Source organism: Christensenella hongkongensis, from assembly GCF_000981035.1.
Classification (GTDB): domain Bacteria; phylum Bacillota; class Clostridia; order Christensenellales; family Christensenellaceae; genus Christensenella; species Christensenella hongkongensis.
The window spans coordinates 300,529-319,828 of the sequence record NZ_LAYJ01000112.1; the positions used below are offsets into that span (position 1 = coordinate 300,529).

The 19,300-nt window shown below is 50.5% G+C and carries 21 protein-coding genes; 16 read left to right on the forward strand and 5 right to left on the reverse strand.

Features of this window, described 5'->3' with window-relative positions; all coding sequences use genetic code 11:
* Positions 1-52 precede the first annotated feature (52 nt).
* The 14 genes from CHK_RS11465 (at position 53) to CHK_RS11525 (ending at position 12,609) form a co-directional block, all read left to right on the forward strand.
* Positions 53-817: an MBL fold metallo-hydrolase gene (locus tag CHK_RS11465; protein ID WP_052740545.1), complete on the forward strand. Its 765-nt coding sequence runs from the start codon at positions 53-55 to the stop codon at positions 815-817.
* Between the two features lie 19 nt (positions 818-836).
* Complete coding sequence (gene garR / locus CHK_RS11470) at positions 837-1,730, forward strand: 2-hydroxy-3-oxopropionate reductase (protein ID WP_046444174.1); 894 nt, start codon at positions 837-839, stop codon at positions 1,728-1,730.
* Between the two features lie 25 nt (positions 1,731-1,755).
* A complete protein-coding gene (locus CHK_RS11475; protein WP_242844871.1) occupies positions 1,756-2,802 on the forward strand; it encodes a thiamine pyrophosphate-dependent dehydrogenase E1 component subunit alpha in 1,047 nt (348 codons plus the stop codon).
* 22 nt (positions 2,803-2,824) lie between these two features.
* Positions 2,825-3,817 carry an alpha-ketoacid dehydrogenase subunit beta gene (locus CHK_RS11480; RefSeq protein ID WP_046444175.1) on the forward strand — a complete coding sequence of 331 codons (993 nt, stop codon included), beginning with the start codon at positions 2,825-2,827 and terminating at the stop codon, positions 3,815-3,817.
* A gap of 15 nt (positions 3,818-3,832) precedes the next feature.
* On the forward strand, positions 3,833-5,029 hold the full coding sequence (locus CHK_RS11485) for a dihydrolipoamide acetyltransferase family protein (protein WP_046444176.1): 1,197 nt from the start codon (positions 3,833-3,835) through the stop codon (positions 5,027-5,029).
* A gap of 13 nt (positions 5,030-5,042) precedes the next feature.
* Positions 5,043-6,428, forward strand: coding sequence for a dihydrolipoyl dehydrogenase (lpdA, locus tag CHK_RS11490; RefSeq protein WP_046444177.1), 1,386 nt, complete (start codon positions 5,043-5,045; stop codon positions 6,426-6,428).
* Positions 6,429-6,509: 81 nt separating this feature from the next.
* Positions 6,510-6,653 carry a hypothetical protein gene (locus CHK_RS16665; RefSeq protein WP_156415075.1) on the forward strand — a complete coding sequence of 48 codons (144 nt, stop codon included), beginning with the start codon at positions 6,510-6,512 and terminating at the stop codon, positions 6,651-6,653.
* A 13-nt stretch (positions 6,654-6,666) separates the two neighbouring features.
* Positions 6,667-7,518, forward strand: coding sequence for a sugar phosphate isomerase/epimerase family protein (locus tag CHK_RS11495; protein ID WP_046444178.1), 852 nt, complete (start codon positions 6,667-6,669; stop codon positions 7,516-7,518).
* Between the two features lie 19 nt (positions 7,519-7,537).
* Complete coding sequence (locus CHK_RS11500) at positions 7,538-8,671, forward strand: glycerate kinase (RefSeq protein WP_046444179.1); 1,134 nt, start codon at positions 7,538-7,540, stop codon at positions 8,669-8,671.
* Positions 8,672-8,684: 13 nt separating this feature from the next.
* A complete protein-coding gene (locus CHK_RS11505; RefSeq protein WP_046444180.1) occupies positions 8,685-9,446 on the forward strand; it encodes a fumarylacetoacetate hydrolase family protein in 762 nt (253 codons plus the stop codon).
* Positions 9,447-9,620: 174 nt separating this feature from the next.
* Positions 9,621-10,343: an amino acid ABC transporter ATP-binding protein gene (locus CHK_RS11510; RefSeq protein WP_046444181.1), complete on the forward strand. Its 723-nt coding sequence runs from the start codon at positions 9,621-9,623 to the stop codon at positions 10,341-10,343.
* A 15-nt stretch (positions 10,344-10,358) separates the two neighbouring features.
* Positions 10,359-11,105 (forward strand): transporter substrate-binding domain-containing protein, encoded by a 747-nt coding sequence (locus CHK_RS11515; protein ID WP_046444182.1) that lies wholly within the window; start codon positions 10,359-10,361, stop codon positions 11,103-11,105.
* Between the two features lie 152 nt (positions 11,106-11,257).
* Entirely contained in the window at positions 11,258-11,974 is a 717-nt protein-coding gene (locus CHK_RS11520; protein WP_046444183.1) for an amino acid ABC transporter permease, read from the forward strand.
* Positions 11,950-12,609, forward strand: a complete 660-nt coding sequence (locus CHK_RS11525) for an amino acid ABC transporter permease (RefSeq protein WP_046444184.1) — start codon at positions 11,950-11,952, stop codon at positions 12,607-12,609. Before CHK_RS11520 ends, CHK_RS11525 begins: the two co-directional genes overlap by 25 nt.
* A 369-nt stretch (positions 12,610-12,978) precedes the next feature.
* On the opposite strand, the gene CHK_RS11530 is transcribed toward CHK_RS11525, so the two are convergent.
* From CHK_RS11530 to CHK_RS11550, 5 genes are read right to left on the reverse strand one after another with little or no spacing between them, the layout of a single operon-like run.
* Complete coding sequence (locus CHK_RS11530) at positions 12,979-13,575, reverse strand: nitroreductase family protein (RefSeq protein ID WP_046444185.1); 597 nt, start codon at positions 13,573-13,575, stop codon at positions 12,979-12,981.
* 4 nt (positions 13,576-13,579) lie between these two features.
* Positions 13,580-13,858: a DUF3795 domain-containing protein gene (locus tag CHK_RS11535; RefSeq protein WP_046444186.1), complete on the reverse strand. Its 279-nt coding sequence runs from the start codon at positions 13,856-13,858 to the stop codon at positions 13,580-13,582.
* A 24-nt stretch (positions 13,859-13,882) separates the two neighbouring features.
* A complete protein-coding gene (locus CHK_RS11540) occupies positions 13,883-14,608 on the reverse strand; it encodes an MBL fold metallo-hydrolase (RefSeq protein ID WP_046444187.1) in 726 nt (241 codons plus the stop codon).
* Between the two features lie 47 nt (positions 14,609-14,655).
* Positions 14,656-16,116, reverse strand: a complete 1,461-nt coding sequence (gene lnt, locus CHK_RS11545) for an apolipoprotein N-acyltransferase (RefSeq protein ID WP_131924675.1) — start codon at positions 16,114-16,116, stop codon at positions 14,656-14,658.
* Positions 16,117-16,135: 19 nt separating this feature from the next.
* Complete coding sequence (locus CHK_RS11550; RefSeq protein WP_330379265.1) at positions 16,136-16,921, reverse strand: HAD-IIA family hydrolase; 786 nt, start codon at positions 16,919-16,921, stop codon at positions 16,136-16,138.
* Positions 16,922-17,128: 207 nt separating this feature from the next.
* Here CHK_RS11550 and CHK_RS11555 point away from each other — a divergent pair, with 207 nt between their 5' ends.
* Both CHK_RS11555 and CHK_RS11560 read left to right on the forward strand, forming a co-directional pair.
* On the forward strand, positions 17,129-17,440 hold the full coding sequence (locus CHK_RS11555) for a phasin family protein (RefSeq protein WP_046444190.1): 312 nt from the start codon (positions 17,129-17,131) through the stop codon (positions 17,438-17,440).
* Positions 17,441-17,614: 174 nt separating this feature from the next.
* Positions 17,615-19,150 (forward strand): ABC1 kinase family protein, encoded by a 1,536-nt coding sequence (locus CHK_RS11560; protein ID WP_160295649.1) that lies wholly within the window; start codon positions 17,615-17,617, stop codon positions 19,148-19,150.
* The last annotated feature ends 150 nt before the right edge of the window (positions 19,151-19,300 follow it).

A 19,300-nucleotide genomic window follows, 5' to 3' on the forward strand; every position in this document is an offset into this window, starting at 1 on the left:
TAAACATTCAGTTTAACGATAAATTAAGCAAGTCTATAAAAAGGAGCAGCGTATGAACAAATTTCAGTTTTTTGGATTTTCCACATTTTTGATCACAGCGTCGGATGGCACTACGATTTTGATCGATCCGTACATCGACGATAACAGTACGGCGCCAATGAAAACAAAGGACCTGCCGAAGATAGACCTTATCCTCGCCAGCCACGGTGCGTTCGACCATATGAAGGATACGGAAAAGATCGCCAAACGGGATGGCAGCAAAATTATTTGCGGCGGCGAAACCATGAATCTGCTCATCGACCAGGGAGTGGATCCAAAACAGATCACAAACAGCGTTTGGGGGCTTACCGTGCAGCAGTGCGGCATTAAGGTGCGTCCGGTGGTGAGTATGCACCGTTCCTCCGTACGGCTATCCGACGGTACGGCAATGGACGGATTTGCGCTTGGCTTTATCATCTATCTGCCGGATGGCACAAAGGTTTATAACGCGAGCGATACAGCGCTGTTTTCGGACATGAAACTGATTGGAGAGCTTCACCAGCCGCACGTTGGCCTGATGAATGTAACGATTGAAAACTGTTTTGATTTCCTGCCGGAGTTCCTCACGGGCGAAATGACGCCATACGAGGCGGCGCTGGCAAGCCAATGGCTGGGACTGGAATACGCGGTGGCCTGCCACTATACCAATAAGGACAACAGGGATGTAAAAGAATTTGAAGAACTTCTGAACCTGATGAAGGACAGGAATGGAAGTGGATCGCCTACGCCGGTGATTATGGATCCGGGTGAAACCTTCACCTATTCGGCAAAGAAATAAACGGAAAAGGAGCGGAATTATGACACAGATAGGTTTTATCGGACTTGGAATTATGGGAAAACCAATGGCAAAAAATCTCCTCAAAGCGGGCTATGGGCTTGCGGTGTACGACGTGGCGGAAAGCGCGGTGCAAGAGGTTGCAAAGTGCGGCGCCCGTGCAGCGGACTCCATCGCAGACGCGGTGAAGGATGCGCAGGTCGTGATTACGATGCTGCCCAATTCGCCACATGTCAAAACGGTCATGCTTTCGGAGGAAGGCGTGCTCGCGCATGCAAAGGAAGGAACGATTGTCGTAGATATGAGCTCCATTTCGCCGATTGCTTCCAAAGAGGTTGCGCAGGAATGCACAAAGAAGAAGATCGCATTTCTGGACGCGCCGGTGTCCGGCGGAGAACCGAAAGCAGTTGAAGGAACGCTTGCCATCATGGTGGGCGGCGATGCGGACGCGTTTGAAAAAGTCCATGATATCCTGCTTAAGATGGGAAGCTCAGCCGTGCTCGTAGGAGAGGTCGGAAGTGGAAACGTTACAAAGCTTGCAAACCAGATTATCGTTGCGCTCAATATCGCTGCGATGAGCGAGGCTATGGTGCTTGCGAAAAAAAGCGGCGTAGATCCGGAAAAGGTCTATCACGCAATCCGCGGCGGACTTGCCGGTTCCACGGTACTCGATGCAAAAATGCCCATGGTGCTTGACGGAAATTTCAATCCGGGGTTCCGTATCGAGCTGCACATCAAAGACCTGCAGAACGCGCTTGACTGTGCACATTCGGTCAATTCTCCCATTCCGCTGACAGCGGAGGTTATGGAGATCATGCAGGGGCTCAGGGCAGCAGGAATGCAGGCAAACGACCACGATGCAATCATCCGCCATTACGAAACGCTTGCGGGCGTGCAGGTAAGGCGGGAAGACTAAATCAGAACAGAAGAGGTATGAGATGATGGATAAGAAGACAAAAGACTTTGTAAAGAAGGCGCTTCCTGCTTTAACAGATTTGAAGGCGCCTGAAGGATTTTCACTGGAAGAACAGAAAAAGATGTTCCGTACCATGTGCCTGATTCGCGAATTTGATACGCAGGTACGCACTTTATGGATGAAAAATGAGATTTACGGGCTGGCGCATTCTTATGTAGGAGCGGAAGCGATTGCAGTGGGTGCGTGCGCGAACCTCAGCAAGGAAGATTTTATTACGTCCACGCACAGGGGGCATGGGCATACCATCGCAAAAGGCGGGGATGTACGCGCCATGATGGCGGAACTCCACGGGAAATACGAGGGGCTGAACCGCGGGAAAGGCGGCTCGATGCACATCGCGGACGTTGATATCGGAATGCTTGGCGCAACGGGAATCGTCGGGAGCGGAATGCCTATTGCACTGGGCAGCGCGATTTCAGCCAACGTGCTTAAAAACGGACGCGTTACGATCTGCTTCCACGGAGATGGCGGAACCAACCAGGGCGTTTGGCATGAATCTCTCAATATGGCGGCGGCATGGAACCTGCCGGCAATTTTCCTGATCGAGAACAACCAGTATGCGATTGCAACAGAAATCGGCTGGGTTGCAAAGGAAACGGATCTTTACAAACGCGCGGTCGGATATGGTATCGAAGGCGTCCAGATTGACGGATTTAACGTATTTGAGGTATATAAGGCGGTCAAAAAAGCTGTTGAAAAAGCAAAGAACGGCGGCGGCCCAACACTGATCGAAGCGCGTTTCATCCGCCTGCTGGGACATTTTGTGGCAGATGACCAGTGGTACCGCGACCTTGATGCGGCGCAGGTGTTCTGGGAATACGAGCCGGTAAAACGCATGAGGGAATACTTTATTGCGGAAGGCCTCCTTACGGAAAAACAGGTGGATGAGATACAGCAGTCTGCTATCGATGAAATTGCGGACGCAATCAATTACGCACAGAACGAATGCACCGAGCCGCCTGCGGATACGTTATATGACGATATCTATGCGGATGGCGAGATCATCTACTAAAGAGAGTTTGGAGGAAATAGAAATGGCTGTTATAACTGTAAGACAGGCGCTCAACGAGGCCTTTAAGGAAGAAATGAAAATAGATCCCACGATCATCATGATGGGATGCGATATCGGCGTTCGCGGCGGCCCGTTTGGCATTACGCTGGACCTGATGAACTTATATGGAAAAGATCGTGTGATCGATACGCCGATCTCGGAACCTGCGTTTGTAGGCGCAGGCGTGGGAGCTGCGGCAACGGGCCTGCGCCCGGTGATCGAGGTGCTGTATTCCGACTGGATTACGCTCGGGATGGATCAGCTTGTGAATATGGCGGCAAAGATGCGTTATATGTTTGGCGGCAAAGTACATATGCCGCTCGTGATACGCGCGCCGTTTGGCGCAGGCGGCGGTATCGCCGCACAGCATTCCCAGTCCTTTGAGGCATGGTTTAACCATGTGCCGGGCTTTAAAGTAGTGGCCCCCATCGAGCCCTATGACGTTAAGGGAATTATGAAAACTGCGCTGCGCGACGATAATCCTGTCATATTCTTTGAACATAAGAGAAGCTATCAAATCAAGGGCGAGGTGCCTGAAGGCGACGAGGGCGAAACCTTTACGGTTCCGTTTGGCAAGGCAGCTATCAGGCGCGAGGGCAGCGACGTTACGATCGTCGCATATTCCATGATGGCGCGCAAGGCCAAAAAAGCGGCTGAGGAACTGGAAAAAGAGGGGATCTCCTGCGAGGTGATCGACCTTATTTCCCTGCTTCCGCTTGATTATGAAACAGTAATGAACTCCATTGCCAAAACAAACCGCGTGGTGGTTTGCCAGGAGGCAAACCTGCGCGGCGGACTTGCCGGGGATATTGTCTCTGAGATCATAGACCGCGGATTCGACCTTTTGGATGCACCGCCGGTGCGCGTAGGCGCGCTTAATGTTCCCATGCCTTACAATAAAGGGCTTGAGGACCTGTGTATTCCAAATGAACAGAAAATTAAAGACGCCGTTTATACGGTTTTAAGCGACAAATAGTGAGAGGGTAGGATTATGGCTAGAAAAATGGCTTTGCCTAAAATAGGCGTAAACATGACCGAAGCCGTGATTGCGAAATGGCTGGTGAAGGTCGGCGACAAGGTAGCCGACGGAGATGCGATCATCGAGGCGGAGACAGATAAATCAACGCAGGAAATCTATGCGACGGAATCCGGAATTGTCGCGCAGCTGCTCGTTTCCGAAGGGGAAACAGTGGAATGCAACAGCGACATCATGGTTCTGGTAGATGAAGGGGAAGAATACGATCCACAAAAAGAAGAAACACCGGTATTAAAGGAAGAGCCGGCGCAGGAAGAGACGGAAAAGGAAGCCCACACGCCGGTGGCTCCCGCACCCGCAAGGATTGGAAGCAGCGGCGCGCGCGTGCGCGTATCCCCGCTCGCAAAAAAAATCGCGCAGGAAAACGGAATCGATTTTCATATAATCCCTCCGTCGGTTCAGGGCGGGCGCATCGTGAAAAACGATGTGCTGCGGTTTTTAGAAAGCGGAGCGGCGTGCGCGCCTGCTGCGGGTGGGAACCTTGAAGTGATTCCAATGAGCCCAATCCGCAGGACGATTGCCGCGAGAATGACGCAGAGCACGCTTGAAAAGCCTTGCGTCGGGCTTAATACTACGGCGGATGCAACCGCCCTTCTCCGCCTGCGGGCAAAATACAAAGAAAAGGGCATTAAGATCAGCATGGATGCAATCCTTGCAAAAATTGCTGCAAAAGCCCTCCAAAAGCACCGCAATATCAATACGATATTGGAAGGGGATAACTTCCTTGTAAAACGCGATATTAACGTCGGTGTGGCAGTGGATACGGAAAAGGGCCTTATGGTTCCGGTCATTAAAAACGCGGACAAAAAAAGCCTGCTGGAGGTATCGGAAAACCTCGCGGGCATGGTGGAAGACGCGCAGCAGTCAAGGCTTGCCGCAGACGCAATGACGGGCGGAACATTTACGATTACAAACCTTGGGATGTTTGGCGTCGAGGAATTTGCGCCCATCATCAATCCGCCGGAATGCTGCATTATGGGGATCGGCGCGCTTAAGAAAGTATTTGTGCCGGACGAAAACGGGCAGCCAAAGCTCACGACGACGTTCCAGATGACGCTGGTGTTCGACCATCGGATAGTGGACGGCGCGCCCGCGGCAAAATTTCTGAGGGATTTCAGGGAATTTGTGGAAATGCCTGAATTGCTGATATAATGGAGTGGGAAAAATGACGAATTATGATGTAATTGTGATTGGCGGCGGCCCGGGCGGGTATGTGGCGGCAATTAAAGCCGCTCTCGCAGGGAAAAAGACGGCAGTCGTAGAAAAGGATAACCTTGGAGGAGTATGCCTCAACTGGGGCTGTATTCCCACAAAATCCCTCCTGCGAAACGCGGAGCTTGTGCGGGATCTTGGCGAGGGGGAAAGATTCGGTTTTTCGGTTAAGGACGTCAGGGCGGATTACGGGAAGGCATACGAACGCAGCAGGCAGGTAAGCGCAAGGCTTGTGAAGGGCATCGAATACCTGATGAAAAAAAATAAGATCACTGTTTATAAAGATACCGCGTCCTTTGCAGGGAAAAAAGAGCTTTTGCTTGAAAAGTCAAAGGAAAGGCTGACAGCAAAAAATATCATCATTGCGACGGGCAGCAAACCGTTTGCGCTGCCAATCCTCGACTATGGAAAACCAAACGTGCTTGACTCCAAAAAGGCGCTGCAGCTTGAAAAAGCTCCGCAGAGCATTATGATTATTGGGGCGGGCGCCATCGGCATGGAGTTTGCGACCGTGTTCCGCTCCTACGGAGCCCGGGTACACATCGTAGAAATGCTGCCGCGCGTCCTGCCAAACGAGGATGCGGAGGTTTCCGCGCTGGTGGAAAAGGAATTTTGTAAACGGGGCTTTGACGTACACACGGGCACAAAGCTTGTAAGCGTCCAAAACGACGGAAAAACCGTGAAAGCGGAATTTGAAAAGGACGGAAAAACGTTCCATATCGAGAGCGAAATGATACTTGCAGCGACCGGCGTGCGTCCGAATACGGAAGGCTTGAATCTCGAGCAGGCTGGTTTCAGGCTGGACAGACGCGGTTATCTCGAAATTGACGATGCAATGCGTACGAACGTTCCGGGCGTATACGCGATTGGAGACGTAACGGGTAAGCTTGCGCTCGCGCATACTGCCAGCGCGCAGGGAATGCGCGCGGTGGAGGATATTTGCGGTAAGCATTCAGCTCCGCTCGATTACGACAGCATTCCCAAATGCACCTATGCGCTTCCTGAAGCGGCAAGCGCGGGGCTTACGGAAGAAAAAGCAAAGGAAAAAGGCTATGACGTAAAAACGGCGGTATTTCCACTGTCGGCCAACGGAAAAGCGATTTCCTATGGGGACGATACGGGCTTTGTAAAGCTTGTGTACGATCAAAAATACGGGCAGCTCCTGGGCGTGCATATGACGGGCATCCATGTGACGGAAATGGTTTGGGGAGCCGCCGCATACCTTCAAATGGAGATGACTGTAGAGGAGATGGCGCGCGTGGTGCATCCTCATCCAACGGTAAGCGAGGCCATTATGGAAGCCGCGCACATCGCGGACGGACAGCCGATCCACATCTGATAAAAGAAACCTGATGATTGTGCCGCTGTCCGGATTAGGACAGCGGCATCACGCTATCTGAATACAAAAAGGAGATTTGAAATGCTGAAAAGGAAACCGGAATGCAGCGACGTTTGCCCCATCTGCGGGCTCAAGCTGGCATTCGAGGAGGGCGTATGCTATTGCCCGGCGGAATACTGTGGATATAAATGCGATCAATGTAAAAAGGAACAAGAGGATCAATAAGGGAGGAAAACGTATGGGTTACAGATATGCGTGTGCGGATTTCACATTTCCTTTACTTCCGCATCAAAATGCTTTAGAATTAATTCATCTGATGGGCTTTGACGGAGTGGATATCGGCTTGTTTGAGGACAGGTCGCACCTGCAGCCTTCGGATGTTTTTAAAAATCCACAAAGGGGCGGAGAGGCGCTTGCTGAAAGCGTCAGCCGCGCACAAATCGCGGTTGCGGACGTCTTCCTGCAAAGCGATCTTGATTTTTCTGTAAAAGCGGTCAATCATCCGGATGCGCATATACGCAGCGGGGAACGCGGGCAGTTTGAAAAGCTGGTTGAGTATGCCCTTGCGGCGGGCAGCAGACACATTACATGCCTGCCGGGTGTGCATTTTGAAGGAGAAGCTTACGAACGCTCCTATGAGCGGGCGGTGGAAGAACTGCTTTGGAGAGTAAGCCGCGCTAAGGACGCGGGCCTCGTGTTCAGCGTGGAGGCGCACCTCGGTTCGATTGCCGAGACGCCGGAGCAGGCGGCGCAGCTGGTGCGCGATACGGACGGCCTGACGCTTACGCTCGATTATACGCATTTCACCAAGGTGGGCATTCCGGACGAACGGGTACGGCCGCTCATTGCGTATGCGTCGCACTTCCACGCACGCTCTGCGGCAAAAGGTAAGCTTCAGACCGTACTCGAGGAAAACACGATCGATTATGACGCGGTCATAAGGGAGATGCAAAGAACGCAGTACAAAGGTTTTATTGGCGTGGAGTATACATGGACTCAGTGGGAAAACTGCAACCGGACGGATAATGTATCGGAGAGCGTTTCCCTGATGAAGCTCCTCAAACAGGCGGAGCAAAAAAGCGAAAAGTAAAAATAAGGGGATTTTTGATATGAAGATTGTCATCGCGCCTGATTCCTTCAAAGGAACGATCAGCTCTATGGAGTTCTGTGCAATCGTGGAGCAGAGTATTCTGAAAAGCCTGCCGGATACGCAGGTGGTGAGGATACCCATTGCCGACGGCGGCGAGGGCATGGTGGACGCATACCTGCAAAGCAATGGCGGCGATAAGGTAAGCCTTGAGGTTACCGGGCCTAATTTTGCAAAGGTTTGCGCTTCTTACGGAATTCTTCCGGATCAAACCACTGCGGTCATCGAAATGGCGGAAGCGAGCGGGTTGATGCTCGCAAGCCAGCCAATGGATCCGATGAACGCAACCTCTTACGGCACGGGCGAGCTCATTATGGACGCTGTAAATCGAGGCTGCCGGAAGGTTATCCTTGGGATTGGGGGAAGCGCCACGATGGATGGCGGCGCCGGCATGGCGGGAGCGATGGGCATAAGGTTTATGGACAAGGACGGAAAAGAGGTTCCCCTTACCCCGCGGGGCCTTGAAAGCCTGAGCTCAATCGATGCAAACGGTATTCCAAATGAACTTGGAGAAACAGAATTCCTGATCGCAAGCGACGTGCAGAACGTTTTGTGCGGGGAGCATGGCGCTGCAAATGTATTTGGAAAGCAAAAGGGCGCGGACGGCGGGCAGATCGTGCAGATAGACTACGTGCTTGGAAAGCTCGCGCATATCATATGTGAAAAGACGGGAAACGATTTGGCGCGGGTGCCGGGAACAGGCGCGGCGGGAGGGTTAGCCCTGCCCTTGCTTGCTTTTTTTGGCGCGCAGTTGGAGTCGGGCATAGACCTGATGCTGGACACCGCCGGATTCGAGCAAAAGCTTGAAGGCGCGGATATGGTTATTACGGGCGAAGGAATGCTGGACGGGCAAAGCCTGAAAGGCAAAGCGGTAATAGGCATCGCACGCAGGGCGAAAAAGTGCGGCGTGCCCGTGGTGGCGTTTGTCGGGGATATTGGCAAGAACTACGAAAGGGCATATGGGGAAGGCGTGACGGCCATTTTTTCGACGAATAAGGCCGCGGTTCCCTTTGAGGTTGCCAGGCTGAGCAGCAGGGAGGATTTGCGGTTGCTGGCAGAATCGCTCTTTGCGTTCTATAAGATAGGGAGAAACTGAAGGGAGCAACGGGATGAGAGTTGGAAGGGTAGAAACAAAAGAAGGAATATTTTATGCGGAATTTTCAGACGATACGGCGCGCCTGCTGGAAAAGGAACCGTTTGAAGAGATCGCAAGAACAGGGAAAAGCATTCCATTAAGCGAATGCAGGCTTCTTGCGCCAAGTACGCCCCGGGATATCATCGCGGTGGGCCTCAATTACAGAAAGCATGCGGAGGAGATCGATATGGGCCTCAAACAGGAACCGCTTTTGTTTTCCAAGCTCTTAAGCTCGGTTTTGAATCCGGGTGAAACAATCGTAAAGCCAAAGGTGTCGCAGCGGCTGGATTATGAGGCGGAGCTTGCGTTTGTGATTGGGAAAAAGTGCAGGAATATCAAAAAAGAGGATGCGGCAGACTATATTTTCGGGTATACCTGCCTGAACGACGTGACGGCGCGCGACCTGCAGGAAACAGGCGGGCAATGGGAGCGCTGCAAGGGCTTTGACACATTCTGCCCCTTTGGTCCGTGGGTAGAGACAGAGCTCGATCCGTCTGCCGTGCGCGTGCGCGCTGTACTCAACGGCAAAACCGTGCAGGATGGCAATACGAAGGATTTTATATTTGATGTTCCAACGCTCCTTGAATATATCAGCGCTTTTAAAACGCTTTATCCGGGCGATGTAATCACAACGGGCACGCCGGGCGGCATCGGGCCGATGCAGCCGGGCGATGAGATTAAGATTGTGGTGGACGGCGTGGGAGAACTGGTAAACGCCATAGGCGCGGAGGCGTAACAGGCGATTTCCACAGGCATTTTCAGCGGCGGTTTGCAGACGCATTATTGAAAACAGCGAACCAGAAACAGGCGTTTTTTGAAACAGCGCCTGTTTTTTTATGCAAATGTTTAAGTTCATGAAAAGCTGCTGATAAATAAGGCGGTTAATTTTCATGAAACAGGGGGAAAAGCTGTGATTTCCATTCAAAACGTATCCAAAAAATTTGGAAATGTATACGCGCTTAAAAATGTCAACCTGCAGATCGAGACAGGAGAAAAAATTGTGATTATCGGCCCGTCCGGCTCGGGGAAGAGTACGCTCATCCGGTCTATCAATGGCCTTGAGCATCCCACGGAAGGCACGATTGTTGTTGACGGAATCGACGTGACCGCCAAAAAAGTGGATACGCGCAAGCTCTATGCCGACGTTGCAATGGTATTTCAGGATTTCAACCTGTATCCGCATAAAACCGTGCTTGAAAACGTGACGATCGCGCCCATCCACATCCAGCACGTACCAAAGAAAGAGGCGGAACGTACAGGCGCGGAATATCTCGAAAGAGTGGGATTGTGCGACAAAGTCGACCAGTACCCGACCAAGCTTTCAGGAGGGCAGAAGCAGCGTGTGGCGATTGCGCGCGCACTGAATATGCACCCGCAGATCATACTATTTGACGAGCCGACCTCCGCGCTTGATCCGGAGATGATCCAGGAAGTGCTTGAGGTAATAAAAGACCTTGCAAAGAGTAAAATCACAATGGTGATCGTAACGCATGAAATGGGCCTTGCCAGGGAAGCGGCAGACAGAGTCGTTTTTATGGAGGCAGGGGAGATCGTAGATACCGGCACGCCCAGGGAGCTGTTTGATGAAACGAAAAATCCGCGTATCCAGGCTTTTTTGAGTAAGATACTGTAACGGGGCGAAGCTATTATGAAGAAAATCATTGCCGTTTTATTGGGAATCATGTGCCTGTTTGCGTTTACTGCGTGTTCGCAGGAGAGCGATGTTTTTCGCGTGGGCGTTAAGATAGACGTACCGCGCTTTGGCTACCAAAGCCCGGAAACAGGGCAGATAGAAGGCTTTGAGGTGGATGTGGCAAAGGAGCTTGCAAAGGAAATTACCGGCTCTGAGGATAACCTGCGCCTTACGGGCGTAAACGTTACGACGCGCGGGGCAATGCTTGATAACGGTTCGCTTGACGCGGCGCTTTCCACCTTTACCATTACGGATTCACGGAAAAAGAGCTATCATTTCAGCCAGCCATATTATACAGATCATATCGGTGTATTGGTGAAAAAGGATTCAGGAATCAAAAGTTTTAAGGATCTTGACGGGAAGACCATTGGAGTTGCACAAAGCGCGACTACCAAGGAAAAGCTGCAGGCCGCGGCAGACGAAGAGGGGATTACGCTCAAATTCAACGAATATGCGACGTATCCGGAAATCAAGATTGCCCTTGTGGCGGGCAGGATAGACGCGTTTTCTGTGGACGAGTCTATATTGGCGGGATATGTGGATAGCACCACAGAGCTTTTGGACGAACAGTTCTCGCCGCAGGAATACGGCGTGGCGAGCGCTCTTGGCAACGACGAGCTCGCAGCCGAAATAGACCGCGTGATCGGCGAGATGAATGCCGACGGGCGCATGGCCGCCCTGCAACAGAAGTGGGGACTATAGGATGATAAACCGGCTGGAAATTATTTTGCGAAGCACGGGCGTGTGCAGGCAAAACAGTCATTACAAAGGCAAAGCGCGGGGGAAACGAAGGGCCCGCACGCGAAGCATCGAAGCCGCGTTGAGTAAAAAAATTTACGACTGGGGGTTATAGCATGAACGACGTTTTTGCACCATTCAAATGGGAAGCGCTTTTTGAGCAGCGGGACGCGCTGCTGCAGGCTTTTTTGAATACGATCATTATTTCTGCGCTGGCCCTGGTAATCGCGCTTGCGCTTGGTTTTTTATTTGGGATGATGTCTTATGCAAAGCATAAGGTACCGCGTGGCGTCAACCGCGTATATGTTGAAATTGTACAGAACATTCCCTTGCTGTTGCAGATATTCGTGCTGTATGCAGTGTTGCCCCTTTTTGGCCTTATGCTGGGGACATTCCTTATCGGCGTCGTGGGCATTGGGATTTATCATGGGGCATATATGTCGGAGGTTGTGAATTCAGGGCTTGCATCCGTACCGAAAGGACAGTTTGAGGCGGCAAAATCACAGGGGTTTACCTACTGGGAAACCATGCGTAATATTATATTGCCTCAGGCAATCCGTACGATGCTGCCACCGCTTGCCGTGCAGGCGGCAAATCTCATTAAAAACACATCTGTGCTCGCCCTGATCGCGGGCGGGGAACTGATGTATTTTTCCAATTCATTTGCCTACAGCACGAGCTTTTACGGACCGGCCTACGTTGTGGCAGGCATATTGTATTTTATCCTGTGCTTCCCGATTTCACGGCTCGCCAAACGGCTGGAAGAAAAGAAACGCAAAGACGTTAAACTGGAAGAGGAGGAACGTACATGTCAGTATTATTTACATGGATAAATATCCGTTTCCTTCTTCAGGGGCTGCTTACCACCCTGGTCATTTCCGCTATTTCAATCGCGCTCGCCATTGTACTTGGCATGGTGATTGCGATTGGGAGAAATTCGAAAAACAAAGTGCTGAAAAACATTGCGGGCGTTTATATCGAAATTTTTAAAAATACTCCGCTGCTGCTTTGGATTATGCTGATTTTTTTTGTGGCGCGCATCCCGCCGATGGGTTCCGCGATCCTGGCCTTCACGCTGTTTACTGCCGCCGGACTTGCAGAAATACTGCGCGGGGGAATCAATGCAATTCCAAACGGGCAGTGGGAGGCCGCGCAATCCCAGGGGTTTTCCAAGGCAGGCGCGTATTTTTACATCATCATCCCCCAGGCGGTGCGCAGCATGATTCCCGCACTGCTGTCCCAGATGGTGACCACCATCAAGGATACGTCCTACCTGTGGGGAGCTATGGCCATCCAGGAGCTGATGGGGCGCGGAATGATACTGATGAACCAGTATAATTCCACCACGCAGATTTTTGCGATATTCGGTGTGATGGCGCTCTTATATTTTGCGGTCTGCTTCACGCTGTCGCAAATTGTGCGGAAATACCAGAAAAGATACAGGACAACCTCCATATTGTACGATTGAGGCAATGGAAGAAAAATTAAAATCTTTCTTTAATCTTCATCTTCCATTCATAATACGTTCACATATGTGGTTTATACTAAAAACAATCAAACGAAGGGAGGCGCTGCGATGCTTGCATAGAACAAACTGCCAGATAAACAAAATTGATAAACTATTAAATCAAAAAATAAAATTTACATATGATCTTGGTGATTAATTACTGTCATTCCGCCGAAGCTTTGCCTAACGTAAGGGAGCCTTCGCCTAACACCATGATTTTACATACGGGGGCTTTTTTCAAAAAGCAAATGCCTATCGGCGGAAACGACAGACAAGCAATTATTTATAATTGACAAAAGAAAACCGTTGCACTGCTGCAACGGTTTTTTATTATTCGTAAAATCGTACGATTTCGTCCAGGGGTTTAAAGGAACGGGGGGCGGGCTCTTCAGCAGCCTTACCAAACGGCATCTGCGCGATCATAAGCCATTCGTCCGGTATGTCCCAGCGTTTTGCAACGGCGTCGTCTACCAGGGGATTATAATGCTGGAGCGATGCGGCGATATCGTTTGCATACAGCTCAAGCCATACGGCATATTGGAAAATTGCATTGTTTTGCTGCGCCCAGTGGTCGAACTTATCCGCATACAATGGGAAATTTTCCTTCATTTGCTCCACAAGGTCCATATCCTCGTAAAAAAGGAGGGTGCCGTTGCCGCTGCGAAAGCCGTCGAGCTTTTTCTCCGTCCGCGCAAACCCGTCCGGCGGCGTTACCTTGCGTAATTCATCCCGCGTGATATCCCAAAATTGATCGCTTTCGCCATCAAACAATACGACGACTCTGCTGCCCTGCATGTTGTAGGAATTGGGGGCATGGCGGGCTACCTTCAAAATCTCTTCAATCTTTTTCCTGCCGATATGCTCGCCCTTTTCGAGCGTGCGAATCGACCGGCGCCCTTCAATCGCTTCTTCCAGTTTCATTTTCATATGATTACTCCTCGTATACTGCGTCCTCGCCAATTTCCTTCCAGGCACGGCACTGCCCGATCCTCAGGCCGCCGTCGCCATAGTCTTTATCCTTGGCAAATTTCACCAGTTTTTTGCAGGGAAAACCGTTGCACAAACCACAGTGCGCGAGTTTTTTGTCCTCGCAGCAGCTTTTGATGGGGCAGCGGCTTGCCCATACGGGCTTTTCACGGCTTACGCAGCCGCCGCATTTTTCAAAATAACCGCAGTTTGAACATAGTCTTCCACATCTGGCTTCTATCATATTTATAACCTCACTGTTTCCTTTTTAAATCAATTCTTTTTGGCCTTTTTCATATAACACCGCTGCCGGCGGTAAATCGTAGCGCGCAAGCGTACGGAGCGTGCTTTCTTTATAACCGTGCGTGTCCTTTTCCGCATAAGGGAGATGGTATACGATCATTCGCTTTGGCATCACGACCTCATGGATTATTTTCCTGCCGCGCGCAAGCGTTACATAAGGAAAATTGAAAAATGCAAGATCGATTGTGCCCGCGCCGGTTAGCGCGCAGATTGCGTCCGCGTCAAAGCCACTGTCGCCAAGTACGGACATGCGCGTGCCGTCAATGGTAAAAACATACCCGTAATTGGTCACGTCTTCGTATTCAAGCCCGTCATGTGTCAGCTGGCGCGCCTGGATGCCGATACCGTGAAGGGAAAACTCCTCACATTCGTCCCTGAGAATACAGACGTTTTCCATGCCCTCAAAATCAGAGATGGGGGAGACCATTTGCGCATCCGGGTGGTTTCGCAGGAACTCCTGCGTCCATTCGCGGCTGTAGTGGTCAGGATGGTCGTGTGTGTACACCAGCAGGTCGATCTGTGCAAACTCGTCTTTGCCATGCGCAATGTCGAACAGCAGATCGTCCGGCACGCTGGAAAAATATTGCGTATAACGGTTGTGCATTGCATCCACCAATATTTTTTTGCCATGGTATTGTATCAAGACACCCGCGTTTGCGGTCAGTATTACAAAATCTTTATTGCTGTCCATTCAAAACCTCGCTTAATATTATAGTATAGTGCAAACAGGCTGTATTTTCAAATCCGTTTTTTACGAAAGAGGATTATCAGCGCAAGTATACCGCCGCCGTAAATCACAATCCATAGCTCTCCCCATATTGTGTATGGAGTCAGCGCGGAACGAAATTCAATTTCGCCTGTCAAAACGCCTTCTTCATCTGCAGGCAGCCCGGCAGACGCCTGACCATAAAGATCAACAAGCGCGGTAATGCCATTGTTACCGGCCTGTATAAGCCATCTGCGCGTTTCCTGTGCGCGCAGCGTGGATGCGGCAAAATGCCTGCGCAAAGGGATCTGCGAGGTAAACCAGGAGTCGTTGGTTGCAACGAAAAGAAGACCGGCTCCCTCCCGTACCGTTTCTGCGGTAATCGATGGAAAAAGGCTTTCAAAGCAAATCACTGCGCCCACGGTTCCATACGCCGTATCAAAAAGCCCGCGCTGCGAACCGGTCTCAAATGTAAATTCGTTTTCAAAGCCGTTCTCAAAAAAAGGAACAAGGTGCTGTTTGTTATAAACGCCGCCGATTTGCCCGGAGGGATCGACCATAAAAACGGAGTTGCGCAGCTTATAGCCGTGCAATCCGTATACTCCTGTGAAAAGGTAGCCGCCGCTTTCCCTCGTGACTGCGGCAAAACGCTCCTGCAGCTGTTCGTCCTCAGCAAGGGAACCGTAGACCGTGTTTTCAGGCAGGAAGATGAGCTGAGGCTTTTCCTGGGCCGCGGTAAGCGCCATCGTAGCAGCTTTTTCAAAACGCCCCTCTCCCTCGTTTTGCGTGAAAGGGACGTTGAATTGTACCGCGGCGACGCTTACCGGCTGCTCCGGATTTTTCCCGCCGGAGAGTATAATCATGCCCAGCGTTGCGTTCAAAAAGAAAACAAGCGCAGCCGCGCCCGCAAACCGGGCCGTTTTGCCTGCCTTTTTTTTGAGCAGTACGCTTTGCGCGAGCAATACGTTCACAAGAACGATGAGCATACCGATGAAGATCACGCCAAAAATGGACGAAGACTGCGTTACAGGTAAAAGCTGCCATTGCGTGAGGCCGAGGCGGATGCAGGGCAAACCGAGTACGCCCGCTCCAAGCAGCCATTCCGCACCTGCCCAAAGCACCGAAACAAGCGGGGCGCGCAGGAAATCAGGGCATCGCACGCGTACGCCAATGGTGAGGACAGCGGTAAAGACCGCGCCGTGAAGAAACGACAGCGCAATCCATCCCAAAAAGAGTATGGGGCCGGAAGACGCGCCTGTACGCGACGTGATGTCCAGCGAAAAAATCTGTACATAATACAGAAGGCAAAGCGCAAACGAAAATGCAGAGGTTCTTAATATCGTTTGACGCAAGGTTTTTTCCCCGCGCAGGAATACAAAAAATGCCGGCGCAAGCGCAACCCAAATAAAAGGCGCAACCGCCGTAATGTCAAAACACAGCGCGCAGAAAACTCCGCACGCTGCGCATATTAAAATCCATTTTAACTGTTTCATGCTTTCATGAGGCCGTTTTTTATTCCGGCACAATCTCTCCAACGCCGTTCAGTACATAATTGGGACGGTAAGGGAACTCTTCAAGCGTACTCATAGTGCTCACGCCGGACAATACCAGAACCGTATCGAGCCCGGATTCAATACCCGCTACCATATCCGTATCCATACGGTCGCCAATGATTGCCGATTCCTGCGCGTGCAGCCCGAGCATCTTTAGCCCTGTGCGCATCATCAACGGATTTGGCTTGCCGATAAAGTACGCCTTTTTTCCCGTGGCAACTTCGATTGGGGAAATCATTGCGCCGCAAGCCGGAAAAATACCGTTCTCGCCCGGGCCTGTAAGATCCGGATTGGTACCAATCAGCTTTGCGCCGCGCAGCACAAGCTGCACTGCACGCGAGATGTTATTGAAATTGTAGTTATGCGTTTCACCCACCACAACATATTCCGGATCCACGTCGTTGATCGTCATTCCCGCCTCATAAAGCGCGTTGGTAAGGCCTGCATCTCCAATTACGTATACACTGTTTTTCTTGGATTGTTTTTTCAGGAATTTGGCTGTTGCAAGCGCGCTGGTATAAAAATGGCTTTCGTCGATTTCAAGCCCCATACGCTCGAGCTTCTGCTGCAGCTCGCGGGGAGAACGCTCGCTCGAATTGGTTAAAAACAAAAATGGTTTTTTTTCAGCGTACAGCCAGTTCACAAATTCCTTCACACCGGGAAGAAGCTTGTTACCGTGGTAGATTACACCGTCCATATCGCATATAAATCCTTTTTTTGCACGTAATTCCGTTAATGTAGCCATCATTTTCTCCTTTTATTCCATAAGCATCCGCCGGCTGTATGGAAAACACAGCCTGAGGGTTTGCCGATACTCTTATTATAAAGGCTCCGCGCCGCAAAGAAAAGCCTTGATTTGCTTATTCTATAAACCGTCCGCCGTGCCGATTGACGGTTTACTTATTTTCAAATTGTATTATAATAAGATTAAAAGATAAAGGAGGCATTTGATATGTCTAATATTATTGAAGATGGAATCAACTTCGGCATGGGTTTATTTGCTTATTCCCGTGAAAAAATCGAAGAAATGGTAGAGAAAATGGTCGCAAAGGGCGAGGTGCAGCGCAAAGATGCACAGAGCTTTGCAAACGACCTGATCAAGAAGGGCGAGGCACAGCGCGAGGAGCTGAGCAGGATGGTGAAGGGTGAAGTGCGAGAAACGCTTCAGGATATCGGCCTTACCGCAGATACGCGCGTCACAAAGGACGACATCCGCGAGATTATCCGTGAAGAGATCGCAGCAGCAAAGGTGCAGGATAAATAATACGGGTTTACATCCTGGGGGTGAACTGTCATCGCGTCAAAAAATCTGCAACGTTATCGGGAAATCCTGTCCGCTTTCAACAGGAATAATTTGGGTTTCCTTTTTGTAAAATCCACTCTGAGCAAAAATCCGCAGAAGATTTTTGAGCAGGAGCAAAAGCATAATTTGCCCTCGGTGGGCGAGCGAATCCGCAAAATGTGCGAGGAGCTTGGCCCAACCTTTGTAAAACTGGGGCAGATTCTTTCAACGCGCACAGATATCGTCACGGAAAACGTGGCGAAGCAGCTTCAAAAGTTGCAGGATTCTGTTGCGCCTTTTTCCTATGAGGAGGCGCTCGGCGTAATTGAGACAGAGCTTGGAGATACGGTGGATAAGCTGTTTGCTCAGTTTGATCCGGTGCCGCTTGCATCGGCTTCCGTTTCGCAGGTGTACCGTGCGAAACTGTATTCCGGCGCGGACGTGGTGGTAAAGGTGCAACGCCCGAACATCAGGGAATCGATTGACGTAGACCTTGGCATTCTGGAAAAGCTTGCGCGTCTGGTGGATAAATATTCCAAGTACGGACAATTATATGATTTCTCAGGGATGGTCGCCGAATTTCGGCGCGTGATGGAGCAGGAGACCGATTTCACCAAAGAGGGCGAAAACACGGATTATTTCCGGGAGAGCGTCGCTAACCAGAAGGACATACGCGTGCCCAGAATCAAGTGGGTATATACCACGCCAAAGGTTCTTACGATGGATTATGTGAACGGCGTAAAGATCAACGACATTGCGGCGCTTACCGCCGAGAACGCGGATACGTCGCAGATCGCCTACACGTTTACAGATTCGCTGATTACGCAAATATTGGAAAACGGTGTTTTTCATGCAGATCCGCATCCGGGCAATGTACTGATTGTGGACGGCAAAATTGTAGAATTTATCGATCTTGGCATGGTGGGCTCGATTAACAGCCGTTTCCGGCGGCAGCTTAACGACCTCGTTTTGGGAATTGCATCGCGCAACACCCTTAAAATTGCGCAGAGCATTTCTGAAATGGATACGGCGGATTCGGACGTCAATATGGATGCGTTTGAACGTTCGCTCGATGAGCTGCTGGATGAATATTTGTATGTGCCGCTTGGCGAAGTAAAGATTGCAAAGGTTTTTACAAGCGTGTTTACGCTTGCGGCAAAATATAAAATGAAAATTCCACGTGAGTTTACATTGGTAGCAAAATGCCTTGGAACCGCGCAGGGCGTGGTGGAAGAGCTCGATCCGTCGATCAACATTTTGGAAATCGCGGAAAAAACGGTCAGGAATTTGCTGAAAAACCGTTACAAGACGGAGGAATTTAAAAACGAGGTCCAGACATATGCGCTCGACTGGATCGATTTTATGAAGGGAATTCCTTCTTCGCTCGTGACGTTTATGCACAAGCTGAAAAAGAACGATTATTCCTTAGAGCTAAAGGTAAAGGATATGGAGCGCATGGAGAAAAACATCGAGAGGATGTTTAACAGGATATCCTTCGCTGTTGTGTTGCTTGCAGTCTGCATTGTCATGGCAGGCGTTATTATCAGCGCAGGTTACTCCAACATGGGCAAAAATGATCCTACGATTTACAGCCTGAGCACCTTTGCAATCGTTGTGGGCCTGCTGATTTCCATTGTGATCGTTTTGGGGCTTGTCATATCGATGGTGAAATCCGGCAAAAAGCGAAAATAAAATGATATGCAAAAGACGGTATCCTGCCATGCGGAATACCGTCTTTTTTGATGTCAAAAACCGTTTGCCCTTTTGATAGTAATTTGCCAAAAGGTTGGTTACAGGCTTTCGGAATAAATTGCAGATGCAGGCAATTTATCGTAAGTTTTG